Origin of the sequence: Acinetobacter lwoffii, assembly GCF_022809915.1 — a bacterium.
GTDB lineage: Bacteria > Pseudomonadota > Gammaproteobacteria > Pseudomonadales > Moraxellaceae > Acinetobacter > Acinetobacter lwoffii_M.
The window spans coordinates 25037-44217 of record NZ_JALGQY010000029.1; the positions used below are offsets into that span (position 1 = coordinate 25037).

Consider the following 19181-nt stretch of genomic DNA (forward strand, 5'->3'; position numbering starts at 1 on the left):
ACTTTAAAAATTTTGTTATAGTGATACAAAACAATGGTTTGAGTTTAAATTATTGCCATTTTTAGGGTTTTTATAGCTTTAATTTAAAAGTTGGTGTTGTACTTATTATAAATAAAAATTAGTTAATTTTAGATTAACGATAAAAATTTAAGTTAAAAGTCCCTCTAAACCACCTCAAGTTGTTTTCTACTCTTAAAGAAATTAATTTCTGAAGTGTTAAATGAATGCATGCTATACAGAACTGGAGCCATGAACTAGTGCTTTAAGTTGGTGCTGTTGCAACAGCAGGTGATCCATGCAGATGAAATGCCGGTCACCATCATGCAGATGGTGGATGATGAGAAAAGCCCACAAAAGTTATGTTTGGGTCTATGCCAGCACACAGTACAATCCAGTTTAGGTGGTGATCTATGACTTTCAAGATAGCCGTTCTGGCCAGCTTGCTGAAGAGTTCCTAAATGGCTGGCAAGGTCATCTGGTCTGTGATGATTCTAGTGGTTATAAAGCACGCTTTAAATCAGGCCAGGTCATTGAGGTGGGCTGCATGGTGCATGCACGTCGTAAATTCCATGAACTATATGTGACTAGGAAAAGTCAGATCGAGGAACAGGCATTACGACTGCTTCAGAAACTGTATGCGATAGAAGTAGAATTAATAAAAAAGACCAACGCTTCACAGGGCAACCGCCGAAAATACTGGCAACAGTACAGTCAACCGATCATGCAACAACTATATGAATGACTCAACCAACATCATCTGACGGTGCCACCGAATTCAGCCACTGCTAAGGTAATCAATTACAGCCTAAACCGTTGGTAAGCTTTAAGTCGCTATTTGGATGATGGCAATCTACCGCTTGATATGAAGCATTGCTTCTCAATGGTTGGAAGTTGCTTTGATCTTCTTGCGCTGCTTTAACCGCAGCTCATGGGACGTAAGAACTGACTATTTGCAGGTTCGCTGCGCAGTGATCAATGAGCTGCCAATATCATGACTTTAATGCGGTCAGCAAAGCTGAATAGCTTGGACCCGTATGCCTATTTAAGTGATGTGCTGAAAAGGCTACCAGCACATAAAGTGACCCAAATAGAATTACTGCCACACCGCTGGAAATCTGACCAAAATTAAAAATAGGCATGGGGTTCAGCGGACGCTTACGCTAACCACACGCTTGTCTTAAAAAGTTAACTTTAGCTTCAAAAAAATTATGAATGATAAGGGTGGGCTGGGTTGCCTTTCTTATGATCGTTGGCTACCCCGTGTTCTTAAGCTATTCTCTTAATGGGTTTTTTTAATTATATATTTAATTTAATAAGAATTTAAAAATATCTAATCTATTCAATTTCTTATATAGAGCTTTACCATTGAACTGGTCTCACTGCTTATGGCTAGCAGTGATAGACAAGAAGCTCATAAAAAAATACATAGCATGCTTAGGTATGATTAATAACCTAAGCGTGATGAGCATGTTTGATACTTCATTATTTTACAATGAGTCCTATGTGATGACTCAAATTGATCTTTTTATAAGAAAAATCCCTTACCAAGGGATTTTGTTGAAAGAGTTCAGGAAAACTCTATCTGAATTAATTGTACCCTTTAAATTTCATTATAAGTTAGGACTATCTTATTGCCTATCTATCAGACTATTTTCGGATATAGTTGTTTTAATTGATAGAAAGTTGGAACTAGATGGATTCGGTATAAATTATAATACAATTATATACTTAGATGATAATTTAACTAAAGCTCTTATTGGGATTATAAAGGACCAGGGATCTGCGCTGAAGGCAGATACAGAAAAGTTAAAAAGACAGGAAGTCTTGAACCGTGAGTCTTTAAAAGAATATGTAAATCAACTTACACAGCATTATGCAAAATTACTTTTTGTGAGAGTTGATCTTTATTTTGATGAGGAGGGAGCAATAGACGTATCAATGGTTGAATATGCTCAATATATGAAAACCTTGAGAAATAGAATATCAAATCAGGATGGTTGTTTTTCTGATTTACAGGGATATGCCTGGGCAGTAGAGCAAGGCGAGCAGCGAGGATACCACAGCCATTTACTTCTTATCTACGATGGTCACAAGCATCAAAATGACTGCTACTTAGGTTTAGAAGTGGGTAAGTGTTGGCAGAAGCTTCTCAATGGAAAAGGGACTTTTTTTACATCCAACTATCCGGATTATAAAGCCAAATTTAGAGATGTTGCTTCTTTGGGAGTGGGAATGATTCATCGTAATAATGCCAGTGAAGTAGCTAATGCAATCAATGCGGCAATGTATCTCGTGAATCCTGAGAAAACCAATCAATTTTTAAAAGTCAAATTACCTAAAATGAAAACATTTGGGACAGGTCAATTTAATGTTAGCTGGAGAAGAGGAATCTAAAGCTAAATTATTTCAAATATATAACATCACTATGAATGTCATGGCTCTTTTACTTTGAGCTATTAGATCAATGAATTTTAAGCCTGTTTTCAAAAGCAGGCTTTTTCGCTATTTGGAGCTATATATTATGAAGCAATGCCCATCTTGTAATTCTAGTCAGATCAGCTTGATTGAGATCAAGCCGCGAGTGCCAGCCGTATCCGATGTTTCAACTTTACTGACTTCTCCTACCACAATGTCAGCATTAGGGGTAAACCTAATTCGTTCAACCAATCTACCCCCAGTTATTGGGGCAATTGCAGGGATCGTTATTAGCGGGGTGTTTATGGTGTTAACGAATGATGAAACTAATCAGCCTATGTACTATTGCCATTCATGTAAAAACCATTTTGATGCCAATTTACGTCAATCCCCTCAGGTCTATAACAGATATTAAAAGGAGACTAACTATGGCACATCAACTTGAACAAATGGCGTATGTCGGTCAAACTCCTTGGCATGGTCTAGGGAATCAACTCACTCAGAATCAGCCGATTGAAGTCTGGGCAAAACAGGCAGGCATGGACTGGCGAATTGAATCCTCAAATGTCAGTTACATGGCACAGAATGAACGTGGCCAAAGCATCATTATGCCCTATGAAGAACAGCGAGTACTGTATCGTTCCGATACTCATGCACCTTTGTCGGTAGTCAGTCAGCGTTATCAGGAGGTTCAGCCGATGGAAATTCTGGAGTTCTACCGGGATCTGACTGAACAATCTGGCTTTGAGTTGGAAACCGCAGGTGTACTCAAAGGTGGGAAGAAGTTCTGGGCATTGGCACGTACCGGGCAATCTACGGCACTCAAGGGCAAGGATGTCAGCAATGGTTATATTTTATTGGCAACCGCCTGTGATGGGACACTGGCGACAACGGCACAATTCACCAATATCCGGGTGGTATGCAATAACACCTTAGCGATTGCCTTACGTGGACAGAGTAGCAGTGCCGGTGTGGTGAAAGTCCCGCACAGTACTAAGTTTGATGCTGACAAAGTTAAGCAGCAATTAGGCATCTCAGTCCGAGCCTGGGATGAGCATATGTATGAGATGAAACAGCTGACTCAACGTAAAGTGACCCAAGGAGAAGCGGCTGCCTATTTTGATGCAGTATTTAACAATACCAGCATGAGTGCTGCTGATCAGGAGGAGAACATCATTCAATTCTATCGCAATATCGCTACTCCAACTCCAGCCAAAGAAAAGCCTGAACCGAATGGACGTGCCATGGCCAAAGTCATGGATATGTTCAATGGACAAGGTCGTGGTGCAGAACTCAGCTCAGCCAAAGATACTGCCTATGGTCTACTGTGCAGTATTACAGAGTTTGCCGATCATGAACGTCGTGCCATGAGTACCGATCACCGCCTCGATTCAGCCTGGTTTGGTGCAGGTGCTGCATTAAAGCAGCGTGGACTGGAACAAGCACTTCGCTTAGTGGTTTAAGTTTCATTTAAGCTAATGCTATTACAATAATGGTCAAGGGGTCATGCAGATGATCCTTCTCCAGTGAAAACCCCCTTTTGCCACATCTCCAGATGTGGCTTTTTTTATGCCGAAAATTTTACAGACCTCGCTATTTATAAGGATCAAAGCATGAATCAGATTGCACCGATAAATACCTCTCAACTCCCTCATTTTCCAATTCCGAATGAGATGAATGAATCAAATACCGCAGCTAAACGAACAGCGACAGCCAAACGTTTAGCCAATACTAAAAACATGGATTACCAAGAATGGCTAGAAGTGCGTAAGCAAGGGATTGGCAGTAGTGATGCCGCAACCGCATGTGGATTGAATCCCTACATGTCGATGCTGGAACTGTGGATGATTAAAACTGGTCGAACTCAACAGAACGTTGATGATGACAGCTCAGGCGTTGCACCATTGTATTGGGGCAAACAGTTAGAGCCACTGGTTGCTGAGTACTACAGCTTGCATACCGATAATAAAGTGAGACGAGTCAATGCCGTGCTTCAGCATCCCGATCCGGATAAGTCGTTTATGTTGGCTAATCTGGACTATGCGGTCGTGGGTAGCGATGACGTGCAGATTCTGGAATGTAAAACAGCTGGGGAACATGGTGCCAGGCTATGGCGAGATGGTGTGCCTTTATACGTGCTGTGTCAGGTGCAACACCAACTTGCGGTAACAGGCAAACAGGCTGCACATGTCTGTGTCCTGATCTGTGGGCATGAAACCAAAATCTTCAAAGTGATACGTTCTGAATCAGTGATTCAACACATCATTCAGGCAGAGCGTTATTTCTGGGAGTGTGTGGAAACGGATACTCCGCCATCTGTAGATGCTAGTGAATCCGCAGCCAAAGCGATTCAGCAACTCTATCCAGCGCATATCCCACTAAGCGTTGAAGATCTCTCGCAAAATGAAAATGCCAACTTGATGTTCGATCAACTCATCAAAATGAAGGAAGAGATTCAGCATAAACAGGAACGCTTTGACCAGCTGAAGCATCACATCCAAATGCTGATGAAAGATGCTGAACGAGCCACCTTTGCTCATGGCTCGGTGGTCTGGAAAAAAGCCAAGGACTCCATCAGTCTGAATACCAAGGCATTGCTTCAGCATCAGCCTGAACTCATTGAGCTTTATCCACTTCAGAAGCAAGGCGGTCGTCGATTCAACATCTATACCGACTAGCCTGTTTCAGCCCATTTAAATAGCGATGCGCAAAAACCGCTCCCCGCACTCCATTCGCTAGGAATAGAGGGCAAACGGTCGCGGCTTTTGTAGCGAGCTATATACATATTTCTTGAATCAGGTGATCTACATAAAGCTGGATTGATCTGTACAAAATCAAATTGAGGAAAATAAAATGATTAAAGGTTTAGCGATTACACCACCGGCCTTGGGACGTATTAGTATTGGTCGGGTAGTAGAAAAGAATGGCAAACGCCTACCTGAAAAGGATGATCAGTTCACCATTACTTCCCAGATCCAAAGCAAAGAGAATGGCTGGATTAAGCATCCGCTGGATGAACAGCTTCGTGCACAAGCACCTAATCAGAAGCTTAGAACCATACCTGTGCGCCTGATTTTTAATGATCCTGATTTAAACCTACGTGCGGAGTACAGCCTGTTTGATCGACAGACTGGACGACCAGTATGTGTCGGCAATGGTGAAACATGCCAGCGTTTAACCAATCAAGGCGTAGAGCAACATCCTTGTCCATCCCCTGATTTATGCCCATTGGCTCAAGGAGGGAACTGCAAGCCCTACGGTCGCCTGCATGTGAATTTGGATGACTCTGATGAACTTGGAACATTTATATTTCGAACAACTGGCTTCAACAGCATCCGAACTTTGGCTGCACGGCTGAGTTATTACCACGCAGCTTCAGGAGGTTTACTCTCTTGCCTGCCTTTGCAACTGACTTTAAGAGGAAAAAGCACCACACAAAGCTATCGTCAGCCGGTGTATTACGTGGATCTAACTTTAAGGGAAGGGATTAACTTGAATGATGCGATTGCGCAAGCCAAGCAGATTGATGAGCAGAGTAAACAAGCTGGGTTTTATCAGGAGGCTTTGGACTTTACGGCAAGGAAGGGTTTTGCCAATGCAAGGTTTGAAACGGATATAGAGGAAGGGTTAGATGTGCTGGAAGAATACTACCCTGAACAAGAACAAAACCGAGCGGTGGAGCAACAAGCTTCGCCTGACGAGTTTGTGCAGGATATTCAGCAGAGGTTACAGCAAAGTGTAAGAGCTGTGAATTAAGCGAGAGGAGAGAAGATAGCTAACGTTAAATTTTACAGACCAGCTCTATTATTTGAGCGAATAGCCGCTCGCATCAATGATTAGGAGCTAGCCTCATGAATGCGTTTATCGGTCAAACATTTCAAATGAATCAACTCATCAGCATTAAGCAGGTCGTAGAATTTGTCGGTGTGGGGCGTTCTACCATCTATGAAATGATGGATGAGGACTCACCTTACTATGATCCAACCTTTCCAAAGAAAGTTAAAATTACTCAAAATCGTATCGGCTGGTCAGCTTATGAGATCCATCAATGGATTGAAAGTAAGTTGGCGAGTCGAGAATAAGGGATGCTCTGAGCTCCCTTATTTTTTTGTTTTCTTGTAGACTGAAAATGTCTTTTAGCCTAAGTGTCCGTAATGAAAACAATAGACTACTATAATAAGCATGCAGAAGAATTTATAGCTTCAACGTTTGAAGTGGATATGGAAAGCTTATATCAGCCATTTTTAGCTGAGTTGCCTGAAGGTGCTCGGATTCTTGACGTTGGCTGTGGTTCAGGACGAGATACTCTGGCTTTTAAAGATAAAGGCTATCAAATTGAGGCAATAGATTATTCTGCTGAGCTGGTTAAGAAGGCCAAGGAGCTGACCGGCATTGAAGTACGTCAACAAAGTTTCTATGAATTAAATGAGAGTGAGAAGTACGATGGTATTTGGGCTTGTGCTTCTCTTTTACACTGTGACAGAGATTTTTTGCCTGAAGTGATGGGGCACATATTCAAAGCACTAAAACCAAATGGTATGTGTTACATGTCTTTTAAATATGGCAATACAGACCGTGAGAAAGGGGGACGTAGTTTCACTGACCTCAATGAACAGCAAGCACATGAATTAATCAAGCAGATTGATCAGGCTTTACTGTTACAGCAATGGATTACTATAGATAAACGTCCAGATCGTACAGAAAAGTGGCTCAATATCCTGATTAAAAAAGAGCAGGCTTAGATATGTTGTTCAATACAGCTGAAATACCAACACCTCAAGAACAACTGAAATTCTTAAAGCATATTCAGCAGATATTACAGTCTGGGACGTTTACGTCGACCTATAAGTTTGCCTTGTTAATGAGTATTACACGTCTGGCGATTGAGCAGGGTGAGGATACTGGTGCTACATTACATTTAGATTATCAGGATATTGCGGAAAAATTTATTGGCCTGTATTGGAAACAGTCACTGCCATTTCAGTTTAATCACTATGAGCCTTTTACTATTCATCAAAGCACTGGTAAGCAGGCAAAGATCATCAGTGAAATTCAAAAGGCACAACAACAATTTAAGACCTTGGCAGCGTTGAGAAAAGATCAGTTGCACTGGAATCAGCTTAAGAAAGTGGTTGCAATGACCGTCAAGCAAATGCCGGTGGTGTATTTGCAGAACCTGAATGGTCAAGCGGTGGAGTTTCTTTACCATTTGGAAGATTGCAAACAGTCCCTCAAGCTTTTACCCAAAGTGATGTATTGCTTGAGACAGTTTAGTGAAATTATTGAAGAGTTGTGCCAGAAGCGCTGGATTGATTTTGTCCGGTTGAATAAGCAGAATCTGGTGGTACTGGATGGTTTGCCTGACCTAGATGAATTCATGTTTGCTCCGAGTCGAAATCAACTCGGGCTGGTCGCGAACTTCTTAATTGATTTACAGCAATGCCAGTGTTTTTACTGTGGCAAAAGCCTAAAAAATTCAAAATATGCTGTAGATCATTTTATTCCATGGTCTCTATATCCTGCCGATACCGGACATAACTTTGTTCTGGCAGATGATAAATGTAATTCTCAGAAAAGTAATTATTTGGCATCGGAACAGTTTTTGCAAAAGTGGCAGGAGCGAAATTATCTACATGATGAATCTATTGTTCGGGAAATTTCTCAATTCGGTTTCTTAACAGATATTCAGCGTTCGCATCGAGTTGCCGACTGGGCGTATAAGCAGGCAATAGAGAATGAGTATTTAGTCTGGCTGGGTGGAAAAGATAAACAGATATTGGTTACTCCCATATCTGGTGTATTTTGATGTCTTTGTTTTTCTGTAGTACAGATTACTGGAGTGGACTGCTATAAAAGTTAGATCATGTATCTGTCTAGCGCTTGAATTGACAGATTACATCGCTTGAGCACGACAATTCATGTCCTTTTCCTCCTTTTTACTGCTGCATGATTTAGAATTTTAGGTAAAATCATTTAATTAATGATTCACTTAATTGGACTTCTATAACAATGACCCAGGTGCAACTACAACAGTTACAAAAACAACTCTGGAATATTGCCAATACTTTGCGCGGCACCATGGGGGCAGATGAATTCCGTGATTACATTTTGGGTTTTATTTTCTTTAAATATTTATCAGAAAAGTCGGTTAATTTTGCTAATGAATTGCTGGATGGTGAAGACATCAGCTTTCTTGAACTGGATGAACAAAATCCTGAGCATGTACCTTATATTGAAGAAATCAAAAAGAATGCCATTGCCGAAGTCGGTTATGCGCTGACGCCGAAACAGCTATTCCATACTTTAGCTGAGCGTGGCCGTCAGGGCGAATTCATTCTGGATGATTTAACTGCGACTTTAAAATCGATTGAACAAAGTACTTTGGGCACCGACTCTGCCGATGACTTTGCTAATCTGTTTGAAGATCTGGATCTGAACTCCACCAAGCTCGGCAACAATGCTAGTGACCGTAATGCACTGGTGGCGAAAGTCCTCAGTCATTTAGATGATATTGATTTTGATATTTCCAATACTGAAGCTGATGTGCTGGGTGATGCCTACGAATACCTGATTGGTGAGTTTGCATCAGGTGCGGGCAAAAAAGCCGGTGAGTTCTATACTCCGCAAACCGTATCGACTTTACTGGCTAAAATTGTCACCCAAGGCAAGGAGCGTTTACGTTCCGTGTATGATCCGACTTGTGGCTCAGGTTCATTGTTGCTGCGAGTGAAACGTGAAGTCAAAGATGTGGATATGATTTACGGCCAGGAGATGAACCGTACCACCTACAACCTGGCGCGGATGAACATGATTCTGCATGATGTGCATTTTGCCAAGTTCGACATCAAGCAGGAAAACACCTTAACCCGTCCACAGCATTTAGAGAAAAAGTTTGATGCGGTGGTGGCCAATCCGCCATTTTCAGCCAACTGGTCAGCCGATTCGTTATTTCTACAAGATGAACGCTTTGCCGCTTATGGCAAACTGGCGCCAAGTTCCAAAGCCGATATGGCTTTTGTGCAGCACATGCTGTATCAACTGGATGACAACGGCACCATGGCGGTGGTGTTACCGCATGGTGTATTGTTCCGTGGTTCAAGTGAAGGCGTGATTCGTCAGTACCTGATTGAGCAGTTGAATGTGGTGGATACCATTATTGGTTTACCGGCCAATATTTTCTATGGCACCTCGATTCCGACCTGTATTTTGGTGTTGAAGAAAAACCGTGAGCATACGGGCAATATTCTGTTTATTGATGCCAGTAACGGTTTTGAAAAACAAAAGAATCAAAACAAGTTATTGCCTGAGCATTTGGACAATATTATTGCCGCTGTTGAAAACCGCCAAGACATTGAAAAATACGCCCATGTAGCAACTTTACAAGAAGTGAAAGACAACGATTACAATCTGAATATTCCGCGTTATGTCGATACTTTTGAAGCGGAAGCCGAGATTGATCTGGATGCGATTGCCAAGCAACTGCAAAACTTGGAACAAAACAGTCAAAAAACTGATGCTGTAATTGCAGATTTTTGCAAAGCGCTTGGGATTGCTTCACCGTTTGCGGAGGTGAAGTAATGGCTACACCGAAGTTAAGATTTAAAGAGTTTGATGGGGATTGGTCATTTTCAAAAATAGGTGAAATTTTTAAAGTGACTTCTGGTGCTACTCCCTTAAGAAGCGATAATCGTTTTTTTGAAAATGCTAATATTCCTTGGGTAAAAACCACTGATCTAAATAATTCGTTCATCTCAAATACGGAAGAGAAAATTTCAGAAATTGCTTTAAAAGAAACTTCTGTAAAAATACTTCCTAAGGGAACCGTATTTGTTGCGATGTATGGCGGCTTTAATCAAATTGGACGTACTGGGCTTTTATTAAATGAATCAGCTTGTAATCAAGCATTATCAGCGATTTATCCAAATGAAAAAGTTGATGCATTTTTTCTTTTAACTTATTTGAATCATAAGGTAGACGATTGGAAAAATTTTGCTGCAAGTAGCCGTAAAGATCCAAATATTACGAAAAGTGACGTCCTAGCATTTCCTCTAGTGTACCCATCAAAAGAAGAACAAACCAAAATTGCATCTTTTCTTTCCGCTGTAGATGAAAAGATTAGCCAACTCACGCAGAAACATCAGCTACTCAGCCAATATAAACAGGGCATGATGCAGAAGTTGTTTATCCAACAAATTCGTTTTAAAGCGGATGATGGGAGTGAGTTTGGAGAGTGGGGAATAAATATAATTCGTGATGTTTTCACAAATAAATCTAAAAATTTTAATCCTCAGAACGAGGGGAATTTACCCTGTATTGAATTAGAGCATTTATCTCAAAATACTGGGAAAATATTAGGCACTATTGAAAGTTGTGAACAGCAAAGTACAAAAAATTTGTTTGAAAAGAACAGTGTTTTGTTTGGGAAGCTACGACCATATTTAAGAAAATTTGCTAAACCTAAATTTAAAGGTGTGTGCTCAAGTGAAATCTGGGTTTTGACTGGAATCAAAGTTTCAAATGATTATTTATTTCAGTATATCCAAAGTGAACAATTCTCGGAGTTAACAAATATTCAATCAGGTTCAAAAATGCCACGGGCTGATTGGGGTGTTATATCTGAGGCTGAAATTGAATACCCTTGCCTAGCCGAACAAACCAAAATCGCTAATTTTTTATCTGCCATTGACCAAAAAATTGAAGTCGTGGCACAACAAATTGAACAAGCGAAAATTTGGAAAAAAGGCTTGTTGCAACAGATGTTTGTGTAGGGGGGAGAGTTATGGCAAATTGGCTAGTAACCGTGAATTATGCTGAGTTTGATTTAGAAGCAGCTTATGATGCTTTGCCGCAGATTTACTGGAAGAATTCAGCCACTAGTGAAGGTAAAGGGTTACAGCTCAATGATATTGTTCATGTATATGTGACTCAACCCATCTCAAAGGTGATGTACCAATTCAAAGTTATTGGGCATGCGGAAAACTCAGAATACCCAGTAGCACAGAAAGTATTTTGGTCGGATAAAAAGAAAATTGAAAGTTATCTAGGTGGGTACTCTATTTTTGAAAAGTTAAACAAAGTGGATAAATCCACTTTGTCTTTTGAATATTTCAGACAGGAAAACTTAATTCCTGATGCTCCTATTCAAGGCCGTCGCACAGATCGAGATAAAGCTTCAAATGATCCAATCCGCATTTTTTTAACTCATATTTTTAATGAGTTTAAAACTGATAGTGTGAATACCGACTATCCCGATGAAGCAGGTTTAGAAAATAAAACCTTTCCTGAGGGAGCTAAGCAAACGGTTTTAGTAAATAAATATGAGCGTAACCCTGAAGCAAGGGCTAAATGTATAGAAATTCATGGAACACGTTGTTATGTCTGTGGCTTGAGCTTTGAACATATGTATGGCTCATTTGCTAAAGATTTCATCCATGTACATCATCTTAAGTCTTTGCACACGATTGGCGAAGAGTATGAAGTAGATCCTAAAGAAGATCTAAGACCAGTCTGTCCTAACTGTCATGCCATGCTCCATAAAACTGAAAATGGTATTCCAATGACAATTAAGAGATTAAAACTTTTATATAGCGTTTCTTTGAGTAATCCGCTTAGACAAACATTTGAAGAATAAATAATTCGAGATTTTTAATGCAGCTTTATCAAACCCAAGCACAGTCATTAGTAGAACTTATAGAAGATCCTTTTCGTCTGGAAAGAGAGATTCAAAGCCTGTTTGAAAGCAATCTTTACAGTTTTACAGGTTTGGAATTCATCAAGTCTGAATTCACCATTAAAAACAACCGTATTGATACACTGGCTTTCGATCCCGAAAGTCAGGCCTTCGTAATTATCGAATACAAGCGTGAACGCAATTATAGCGTGATTGATCAAGGCGTTTCTTATCTGAATCTAATGCTCGACTATAAGGCAGATTTTATCGTTGAGTACAATGAGAGCCAGAGCAAACAGCTTAAACGTCAGGATGTGGATTGGTCACAGAGCCGAATCATCTTTGTTTCACCGAGCTTTACCGACTTTCAAAAGCAGTCTACCAACTTTAAAGATTTAGGCATTGAGCTGTGGGAAATCAAACGTTATCAAGGCGGAATTGTTTCAGTCAATCCATTGCAGAAAGCCAAATCAGCGCCTTCAATCAAGCAAGTGCAAAAGGTTGAGTCTGAAGATATTCAAAAGATTGCCAAAGAAATCCAGCAATATGATGAAGCCTATCACTTGGCGGAGAAGTCCGATGACATCAAAGAGCTATATGAGCAATTCAGGGACTCAATTCTGGGCTTAACCACCGATTTAGATATTCATCCCAAGAAAATGTATATCGCCTTCCGTAAGGGTAAGCGTAACTATGTCTATATGAGTATTGGGACAAAGCAAATTCGCATCTGGCTGAATATGCCTTTTAATCAACTGGATGACCCGAAACAGCTCGCGAAAGATGTGACCAATATTGGACATTGGGGCAATGGCGATTGTGAGGTGATCGTGTCAGATACAGAAAATTTAGAATATATCTTGAGTTTAATTAAACAGACATTGAAGTGAATAATTTAAGATTTTAGAGGGGAAGGAAATGACAGTACAAAGCGAATATCAACTTGAAAACGAACTGATTGGCCAGCTGCAGCAATTAAGTTATGCCTCAGTCACGCTCAAGGACGAACGCCAGCTACTGTCTAACCTGAAAACTCAAATTGAACGCGCTAATGGACTTGCGCCACTGTCAGAAACGGAATGGAAACAGGTCATCAGTTTTTTAAATACAGGCACGGTATTTGAACGGGCTAAAAATCTACGTGACCAGTTTCCTGTTAAATTTGATGATGGTTCAAGCAAGCACATTTTCTTTTTATCAGATGACCCAAGTAAAAACGTATATCAGGTCACCAATCAAATCACCATCGACCACCGCGACTATAATGGCAGAACCAGCCGTTTTGATGTGACCTTACTGGTCAATGGTTTGCCTTTAGTTCAAATTGAGTTGAAAAAACGAGGCATGGAAATTGCCGAAGCTTTCAATCAAACGCAACGCTATATTCGTGAAGCGTATTGGGCAGGGCAAGGGCTGTTTGGTTTTATCCAGCTTTTTGTCATTAGTAACGGTGCAAATACTCGCTATTACTCAAATGGTACGACTGGAATTGAGTTTGCCTTTCCTTGGGCAGATGTTGCCAATAAACATATCAATGAAATTGTCGACTTTGCCGATGCCTTTTTGAATCAGCAACATCTGACCCAGATGCTAACCCAGTATATGGTGATGCTGGAAACCACGAAAAGCCTGATGGTGCTGCGTCCCTATCAGATCTATGCAGTACAGAAAATTGTCCAGCATGTACAAACATCCAACAGCAATGGCTATATCTGGCACACTACCGGTTCAGGCAAAACCCTGACCTCGTTTAAAGCCAGTCAGATCATCATGCAGATGCCGGACGTGGAAAAAGTTCTGTTTGTGGTAGACCGCAATGATCTAGATACGCAAACCTCACGCGAATTTAATGCCTTTAAAGCTGAAAGCGTCGATAGTACCGATAGCACTCATACCCTGGTCAAACAGCTGGACCAACGCCATGACAAACTGATTGTCACCACCATCCAGAAGCTGAATCGGGCCATCAGCACTGACCGCTATCTGGAATATATTGATTATCTCAAAGACCAGAAAGTGGTGTTTATCTTTGACGAGTGTCATCGCAGTCAGTTTGGTGAAACCCATCAGAACATCAAGAAGTTCTTTGGCAATGCCCAGATGTTTGGCTTTACCGGAACGCCAATTTTTGAGGAAAATAGCCAGTCTAAAGCCGGCCTGAAACTCACTACAGATTACCTGTTCAATGAATGCCTGCACCAATATGTGATCGTGGATGCCATCCGTGATCGTAACGTACTGCAATTCCAGATTGATTACCGGGGTAAATATACGGCTAAGGGTATGCAGCACAACCTCGACTATGATGATGAGGTCGAAGGCATTGATACCCGGGAACTCTACGACAATCCACAGCGCCTGGAAATGATTGCCCGCTATATTGTCGAGACGCATGATACCAAAACCCGTAATCGTGAATTCACGGCGATGTTCTGTGTCAGTTCGGTCGATATGTTGACCCAGTACTATGAACTGTTTGAAAAGGTTCAGGCTGAGAAACAGCAACAGGATGAAGAGCAGGGCAGGTTATTTAAGCCGCTGACGATTGCGACGATTTTCTCCTATGCAGCCAATGAAGCTGTGCCTGTAGATGAACAGAACGGGCTGATCCATGAAGAAGCGGCAGATATCCCGAGCCAGATCAATCCGTCCAGCCGTGACAAGCTGGATCGCTATATTGCCCAGTACAACCAGCAGTTTAAAACCAATTACAACTCTGGTGATCAGTTCTATGCCTATTATCGTGACATTGCCGATCGGGTCAAAAAGAAGCAGATTGATATCCTGCTCGTCGTGAACATGTTCCTGACCGGCTTTGACTCTAAGCCGTTAAATACGTTGTATGTCGATAAAAATCTAAAATATCATGGATTGATTCAAGCATTCTCTCGTACCAACCGTGTCTATAATGATAAAAAACCATTTGGCAATATCATCTGTTTCCGTAACCTGAAACGTGCCACAGATGAAGCTCTAGCTCTGTTTTCCAATAAAGAAGCGCAAAAAGTGGTACTAGTACCAAGCTATGAGGAAATTAAACAGGATTATGAGTCTGCTGTTCGGAAGCTACTTAATATCACGCCTGATTATCAAAGTGTAGATGATCTCATTACGGAAGATCAGCAGCTGGAGTTTATTAAAGCCTTCCGTGAAGTGATGCGTTACAACGCCCAACTACAGACCTTTATTGAATACGACCAGAATCAGACCGCACTGGATAAACAGCACTTTGCCAATTTTGCTTCCAAGTATGCCGACCTGTGCCGTGATGTACGTAAGACCACTAAAAAAGAAAAAGTGTCGGTGCTGGATGATGTCGATTTCCAGCTGGACTTGCTGCACAGTGACCGCATCAATGTCGGCTATATCATCAACTTGCTTCAACTGGCTGTTAACAGTGACGATGAAGGTAAACGTAAAAAGTACGAAGCACAGGTGCATGATCTGATCGGTAGTGAAGTTACCCTGCATGACAAGCAAGAACTGATTCAGAAGTTCATTGAAGAAAACATGCCGAAGATGATCAATGGACAGAGCGTGCAAACCGCCTTTGCTGCTTTCTGGGACACTGAAAAAGAACAGGCCTATCAGCATCTCTGCCAAGAGGAAAACTTAAAGCCTGAAGCAATGAAAACCGTCTTGGAATATTATGAGTTCACCAAACGCTTACCACGGAAGGAAGAACTGAAAGACTTGCCAAACTATAAGGTTAAGCTGTTTGAGCGGGAGAATGTTTTTAGCAATTTGCTGGTCAAGACACGTAAGCTGATTGAGAAGTTTTATGTAGGGTTTTAAAGCGCTAAAGAAGTAAAGTACTTTTTTAGTGATGCTTTATATCCTTGGGTGTGTGCACTTGTTATAACCTTTCTAAGACGGTAGCAGAGAATGGTTGCCAATAGTTCCATGAACGATATTTTTGATCAAAACGGCCACCACCTTCATTCCGCCATTGCTTTAGAATTGCAATGATTTCAGGGTTAGAAATAAAATTCACGGATATCGATTTGATCATTTGACACTTAAGGTGGAACAAATGAAATAGATCAACAAGGGGTAAATAAGGGTAATCACTTCATTAAATTTATAATAAAATTTAATTGGTTAAGTAATGAATTAGGCTGTCACCATCTCCATCTTTTCAAGAAAATTAATTAAACCGCTTCATTTTTAGATTCTGGGGTATAGCGTTGTCCACTCATAATGTTCTCTCCTATGCAAAAAGAATCTACGATATTTGTCTAGGAGAGTGGTGGCTATTCAGCTCTAAATAGAGGGGGGGTGTCTTCTTTAAGATAACGAAATTCTAGCATGATATAAGAACAAACTTGCAAATCGATAAATTATAACCCCCTGTAATTTTAACAAAATATTTTTTGAGATTTAATCCACTAAATCTAATTTGGAGAAAAAATGAGTACAAGATTTTTCAATATTAAAAAGGTTTTTAAAAACAAAGGGTTATTTTTTAAATTCTCGTGACGCTTTTGAAGTATCTTCCTGAATGCTAACGATCAGTCCTACAGGATCACGCTGCTGAAATCCAAGATGGTATTGATAATTGCCTAGCAAGCTTTTAACTAATGCCAGTCCTAAACCATGGCCATGCTGCTGAGCCGATTTTCGCCAGAAGCGCTGTCCTAAATGTTGGATATCCTGTGCTGTAAGTTGTTGTCCATCATCTTCAATCACCAGGCAACCAGACTGCATGGAAATCCAGATATGGGCAGCCTGTGCATGCAGCAGTGCATTTTCAAGCAGATTTTTCAGTACGGTATACAGCACAAATTCAGGTAGCTGAATTTCACCCAGGCTCCAGTTCACCTGTATTTTTTCATTCATTTCTGGATAGCGTGTACTTAAGTTTGCAAGGACCTTCTCAAGTGTGGGGCGAAACCAGATAGTCTCAGTCATTTCCTGGATACTGTTTTCCGATTGGGTCAGTAATAAAAGCTGCTCGAGTAACAGCGTATAACGCCGGATACTCTCATTGGCCTGCTGCAAATTGTGCTGAATGGATTCAGGCAGATTCTGCTGTTGACTAATCAGCTGGGCCAGTTGTACATGAGTTTTAATTGCGGTCAGGGGACTGCGTAATTCATGTGCAGCATAGGCACTAAAGGCTTTCTCCTGTTGCAGACTGTCATTAATTTTCTGAATCAACTGCGTGGAATTGTTGACAAAAGGCTGTACTTCCTGGGGAATGCTTGCAGGCTTGAGCTGCATTAAAAAATCTGCCGCCTCTGAATAGTTAAGGTTTTTCTGGTTCAGGTATTGACTGAGCTGATCCAAAGACCGGAACTGTCTGCGGATAATAAAGATGATCAAGGCAATACAGATCAGCAGTGAGAAGACTAAGGGAACCAGTACGGCCTGCAGAATCTGCTGTAGTAGGGTATCCCTCAAGAACATGCGTTCTGCCGCCACCACCTGAATATCGCCACGACGCAGGACATAACTGCGCCATTCCGTATCACCCTGCTGCCAGGTGCTGAATCCTTCTGGTCGTTGGCTTAAATTTTTTGGGGCACCGCGTGTTTTGGCAATGATCTGATTGCCTACCGAGACGTCAGAGCTAAAAAGAGAGACTTCACAGGCAATTAACTGGTTTACCTCATCATTCTTGGCTAATTTTGATAAGGTTGCATCCCCCAGACTATCCAGCGGTAACTGCTGAATCAGCCGGGCAACCATTTGCGCAGATGCCGATAAGCGTTGATCCAGCGTGTCTTGTAAGCGTTGTTTCAGGTCAATATACAGCCATGAAAATACCGCACTCCACAACACAATAAACACGGCCAAAAGACTCATGACCAAACGCCATTTCAAGCTGTGACTAAACATGACGTTGCTCAAACGGTTTGAAAATATATCCCACACCACGAATGGTCTGAATCAAGTCTGGATGCAGTTTTTGTCTTAGGTGATAAATGTGTACATTCAGGGCATTGCTCTCGATAGAGTCCTGGAAGCCATAGAGCTTGTCAATAAGCTGTTCATTTTTCAGGATCTGGTTGGGGTGGCTCATCAGGGTTTCCAGCAGGCTGAATTCACGGCGAGATAAATTCACAGCCTGGTCTTGATAGGTCACAGTCTGGGTATCCCGGTTCAGAACCAGTTCATCAAATTGCAGGGTATTCGAGGCAAAGCCACGGTGGCGACGGGTGAGAGCATGAATCCGAGCAATCAGTTCCTCCAATTCAAAAGGTTTGGTCAGGTAGTCGTCGGCACCGGCATTCAGGGCCTGAACACACTGATCGGTCCGCAGCCGTGCCGTCAATACCAGTACCGGGAGATCAATCTGGTCGCGTCGCCAGCTGTGCAGCAAATCCAGGCCATCCTGATCCGGCAGGCCTAAATCCAGTAAACATAAATCGACTGCACTATGCCGGATAAAATAATCCGCAGCACGTGCGTGACTGACATGCTCCACTGAAATATTCAGATAGTTCAGAGCAGCACAAATGCTCTGTGCGATATAGGGATCATCCTCAACCAATACAATAAACATAGAACATCCTGATCAAACTACCATTATTTTATAAATGATTTGGGCTGTTAATGTTGCCTTAATTTTAGTTTTTCAATAATGCAGTCCTAACAGGAGGAGATCAGCTGGATGTTGAAGTGGATATTGGGTGCCGTGATCGGCGGTGGAATCATGACGGGAGCTGCACATGCAGATTTTTTACCACCGGATCAGGCTTTTCAGTTTCAGGTGGTTTCTACAAGCCAGACTCAGGCAGAGCTTAGCTGGAAAATCGCAGAGGGTTATTATCTGTATCATGACCAGCTTAAAGTGTCTCATCAGCAGACCCCAGTCAAGTTGGCATTGCCCAAACCCGAAGACAAAGATGACCCCAATTTCGGTTTGACCCAGGTGCATTATGGGCAAGTCAAAACCAATCTGAATGTCCAGCCCAACCAGCAGTTTGTGGTGCAGTGGCAGGGCTGTGCAGAAAGCGGTTTATGTTATCCGGTGCAACGCACCACAGTAACAACTGATGCAGATGGTTTATTTTCAGCGCAAAACTTGAGCAAGCCTCAAAAGCTGCTGGCCAGCACTACACAGCCAGAAGTAAACGAACAGATTCTGACC

The 19181-nt window shown here is 41.6% G+C and carries 15 protein-coding genes and 1 pseudogene; 14 read left to right on the forward strand and 2 right to left on the reverse strand.

Annotated elements, in window-relative coordinates:
- Positions 1 to 264 precede the first annotated feature (264 nt).
- The 13 genes and pseudogenes from MTX11_RS13155 to MTX11_RS13215 all read left to right on the forward strand — a co-directional run.
- Positions 265 to 1129: pseudogene (locus tag MTX11_RS13155) on the forward strand (IS66 family transposase); the annotation flags it as partial.
- A gap of 377 nt (positions 1130 to 1506) precedes the next feature.
- Positions 1507 to 2394, forward strand: coding sequence for a YagK/YfjJ domain-containing protein (locus MTX11_RS13160; protein ID WP_168415261.1), 888 nt, complete (start codon positions 1507 to 1509; stop codon positions 2392 to 2394).
- A 449-nt stretch (positions 2395 to 2843) separates the two neighbouring features.
- Positions 2844 to 3878 (forward strand): DUF932 domain-containing protein, encoded by a 1035-nt coding sequence (locus MTX11_RS13165; protein ID WP_243475305.1) that lies wholly within the window; start codon positions 2844 to 2846, stop codon positions 3876 to 3878.
- A 150-nt stretch (positions 3879 to 4028) separates the two neighbouring features.
- Positions 4029 to 5093, forward strand: a complete 1065-nt coding sequence (locus MTX11_RS13170; RefSeq protein WP_243475306.1) for a YqaJ viral recombinase family nuclease — start codon at positions 4029 to 4031, stop codon at positions 5091 to 5093.
- 175 nt (positions 5094 to 5268) lie between these two features.
- Entirely contained in the window at positions 5269 to 6171 is a 903-nt protein-coding gene (locus MTX11_RS13175) for a recombination directionality factor (protein ID WP_243475307.1), read from the forward strand.
- Positions 6172 to 6266: 95 nt separating this feature from the next.
- Entirely contained in the window at positions 6267 to 6497 is a 231-nt protein-coding gene (locus tag MTX11_RS13180; RefSeq protein ID WP_005096077.1) for a helix-turn-helix transcriptional regulator, read from the forward strand.
- A gap of 72 nt (positions 6498 to 6569) precedes the next feature.
- On the forward strand, positions 6570 to 7157 hold the full coding sequence (locus MTX11_RS13185; protein WP_163166932.1) for a class I SAM-dependent methyltransferase: 588 nt from the start codon (positions 6570 to 6572) through the stop codon (positions 7155 to 7157).
- Between the two features lie 2 nt (positions 7158 to 7159).
- Positions 7160 to 8221, forward strand: a complete 1062-nt coding sequence (locus MTX11_RS13190) for an HNH endonuclease (protein WP_243475308.1) — start codon at positions 7160 to 7162, stop codon at positions 8219 to 8221.
- Positions 8222 to 8424: 203 nt separating this feature from the next.
- Positions 8425 to 9993, forward strand: coding sequence for a type I restriction-modification system subunit M (locus MTX11_RS13195; RefSeq protein ID WP_243475309.1), 1569 nt, complete (start codon positions 8425 to 8427; stop codon positions 9991 to 9993).
- Positions 9993 to 11183 carry a restriction endonuclease subunit S gene (locus MTX11_RS13200; RefSeq protein WP_243475310.1) on the forward strand — a complete coding sequence of 397 codons (1191 nt, stop codon included), beginning with the start codon at positions 9993 to 9995 and terminating at the stop codon, positions 11181 to 11183. The genes MTX11_RS13195 and MTX11_RS13200 overlap by 1 nt, the downstream gene beginning before the upstream one ends.
- 11 nt (positions 11184 to 11194) lie before the next feature.
- Entirely contained in the window at positions 11195 to 12046 is an 852-nt protein-coding gene (locus MTX11_RS13205; protein WP_005093712.1) for an HNH endonuclease, read from the forward strand.
- 17 nt (positions 12047 to 12063) lie between these two features.
- Complete coding sequence (locus MTX11_RS13210; protein WP_159138849.1) at positions 12064 to 12975, forward strand: DUF5655 domain-containing protein; 912 nt, start codon at positions 12064 to 12066, stop codon at positions 12973 to 12975.
- 28 nt (positions 12976 to 13003) lie between these two features.
- Entirely contained in the window at positions 13004 to 15880 is a 2877-nt protein-coding gene (locus MTX11_RS13215) for a type I restriction endonuclease subunit R (RefSeq protein ID WP_243475311.1), read from the forward strand.
- A 663-nt stretch (positions 15881 to 16543) separates the two neighbouring features.
- On the opposite strand, the gene MTX11_RS13220 is transcribed toward MTX11_RS13215, so the two are convergent.
- Positions 16544 to 17926 carry an ATP-binding protein gene (locus MTX11_RS13220; protein WP_243475312.1) on the reverse strand — a complete coding sequence of 461 codons (1383 nt, stop codon included), beginning with the start codon at positions 17924 to 17926 and terminating at the stop codon, positions 16544 to 16546.
- Positions 17919 to 18593, reverse strand: a complete 675-nt coding sequence (locus tag MTX11_RS13225) for a response regulator (protein ID WP_005247066.1) — start codon at positions 18591 to 18593, stop codon at positions 17919 to 17921. Before MTX11_RS13225 ends, MTX11_RS13220 begins: the two co-directional genes overlap by 8 nt.
- A gap of 108 nt (positions 18594 to 18701) precedes the next feature.
- On the opposite strand from MTX11_RS13225, the gene MTX11_RS13230 reads away from it, so the two are divergent.
- Positions 18702 to 19181: protein-disulfide reductase DsbD N-terminal domain-containing protein (locus tag MTX11_RS13230; protein WP_276521156.1), on the forward strand; the 480-nt coding region annotated here is incomplete at its 3' end.

Coding starts and splice junctions, on each gene's coding strand:
- MTX11_RS13175 (WP_243475307.1), top strand. CDS start 5,269: ATGATTAAAGGTTTAGCGATTACACCACCGGCCTTGGGACGTATTAGT.
- MTX11_RS13160 (WP_168415261.1), top strand. CDS start 1,507: ATGACTCAAATTGATCTTTTTATAAGAAAAATCCCTTACCAAGGGATT.
- MTX11_RS13185 (WP_163166932.1), top strand. CDS start 6,570: ATGAAAACAATAGACTACTATAATAAGCATGCAGAAGAATTTATAGCT.
- MTX11_RS13180 (WP_005096077.1), top strand. CDS start 6,267: ATGAATGCGTTTATCGGTCAAACATTTCAAATGAATCAACTCATCAGC.
- MTX11_RS13165 (WP_243475305.1), top strand. CDS start 2,844: ATGGCACATCAACTTGAACAAATGGCGTATGTCGGTCAAACTCCTTGG.
- MTX11_RS13220 (WP_243475312.1), bottom strand. CDS start 17,926: ATGTTTAGTCACAGCTTGAAATGGCGTTTGGTCATGAGTCTTTTGGCC.
- MTX11_RS13205 (WP_005093712.1), top strand. CDS start 11,195: ATGGCAAATTGGCTAGTAACCGTGAATTATGCTGAGTTTGATTTAGAA.
- MTX11_RS13215 (WP_243475311.1), top strand. CDS start 13,004: ATGACAGTACAAAGCGAATATCAACTTGAAAACGAACTGATTGGCCAG.
- MTX11_RS13210 (WP_159138849.1), top strand. CDS start 12,064: ATGCAGCTTTATCAAACCCAAGCACAGTCATTAGTAGAACTTATAGAA.
- MTX11_RS13225 (WP_005247066.1), bottom strand. CDS start 18,593: ATGTTTATTGTATTGGTTGAGGATGATCCCTATATCGCACAGAGCATT.
- MTX11_RS13190 (WP_243475308.1), top strand. CDS start 7,160: ATGTTGTTCAATACAGCTGAAATACCAACACCTCAAGAACAACTGAAA.
- MTX11_RS13200 (WP_243475310.1), top strand. CDS start 9,993: ATGGCTACACCGAAGTTAAGATTTAAAGAGTTTGATGGGGATTGGTCA.
- MTX11_RS13170 (WP_243475306.1), top strand. CDS start 4,029: ATGAATCAGATTGCACCGATAAATACCTCTCAACTCCCTCATTTTCCA.
- MTX11_RS13195 (WP_243475309.1), top strand. CDS start 8,425: ATGACCCAGGTGCAACTACAACAGTTACAAAAACAACTCTGGAATATT.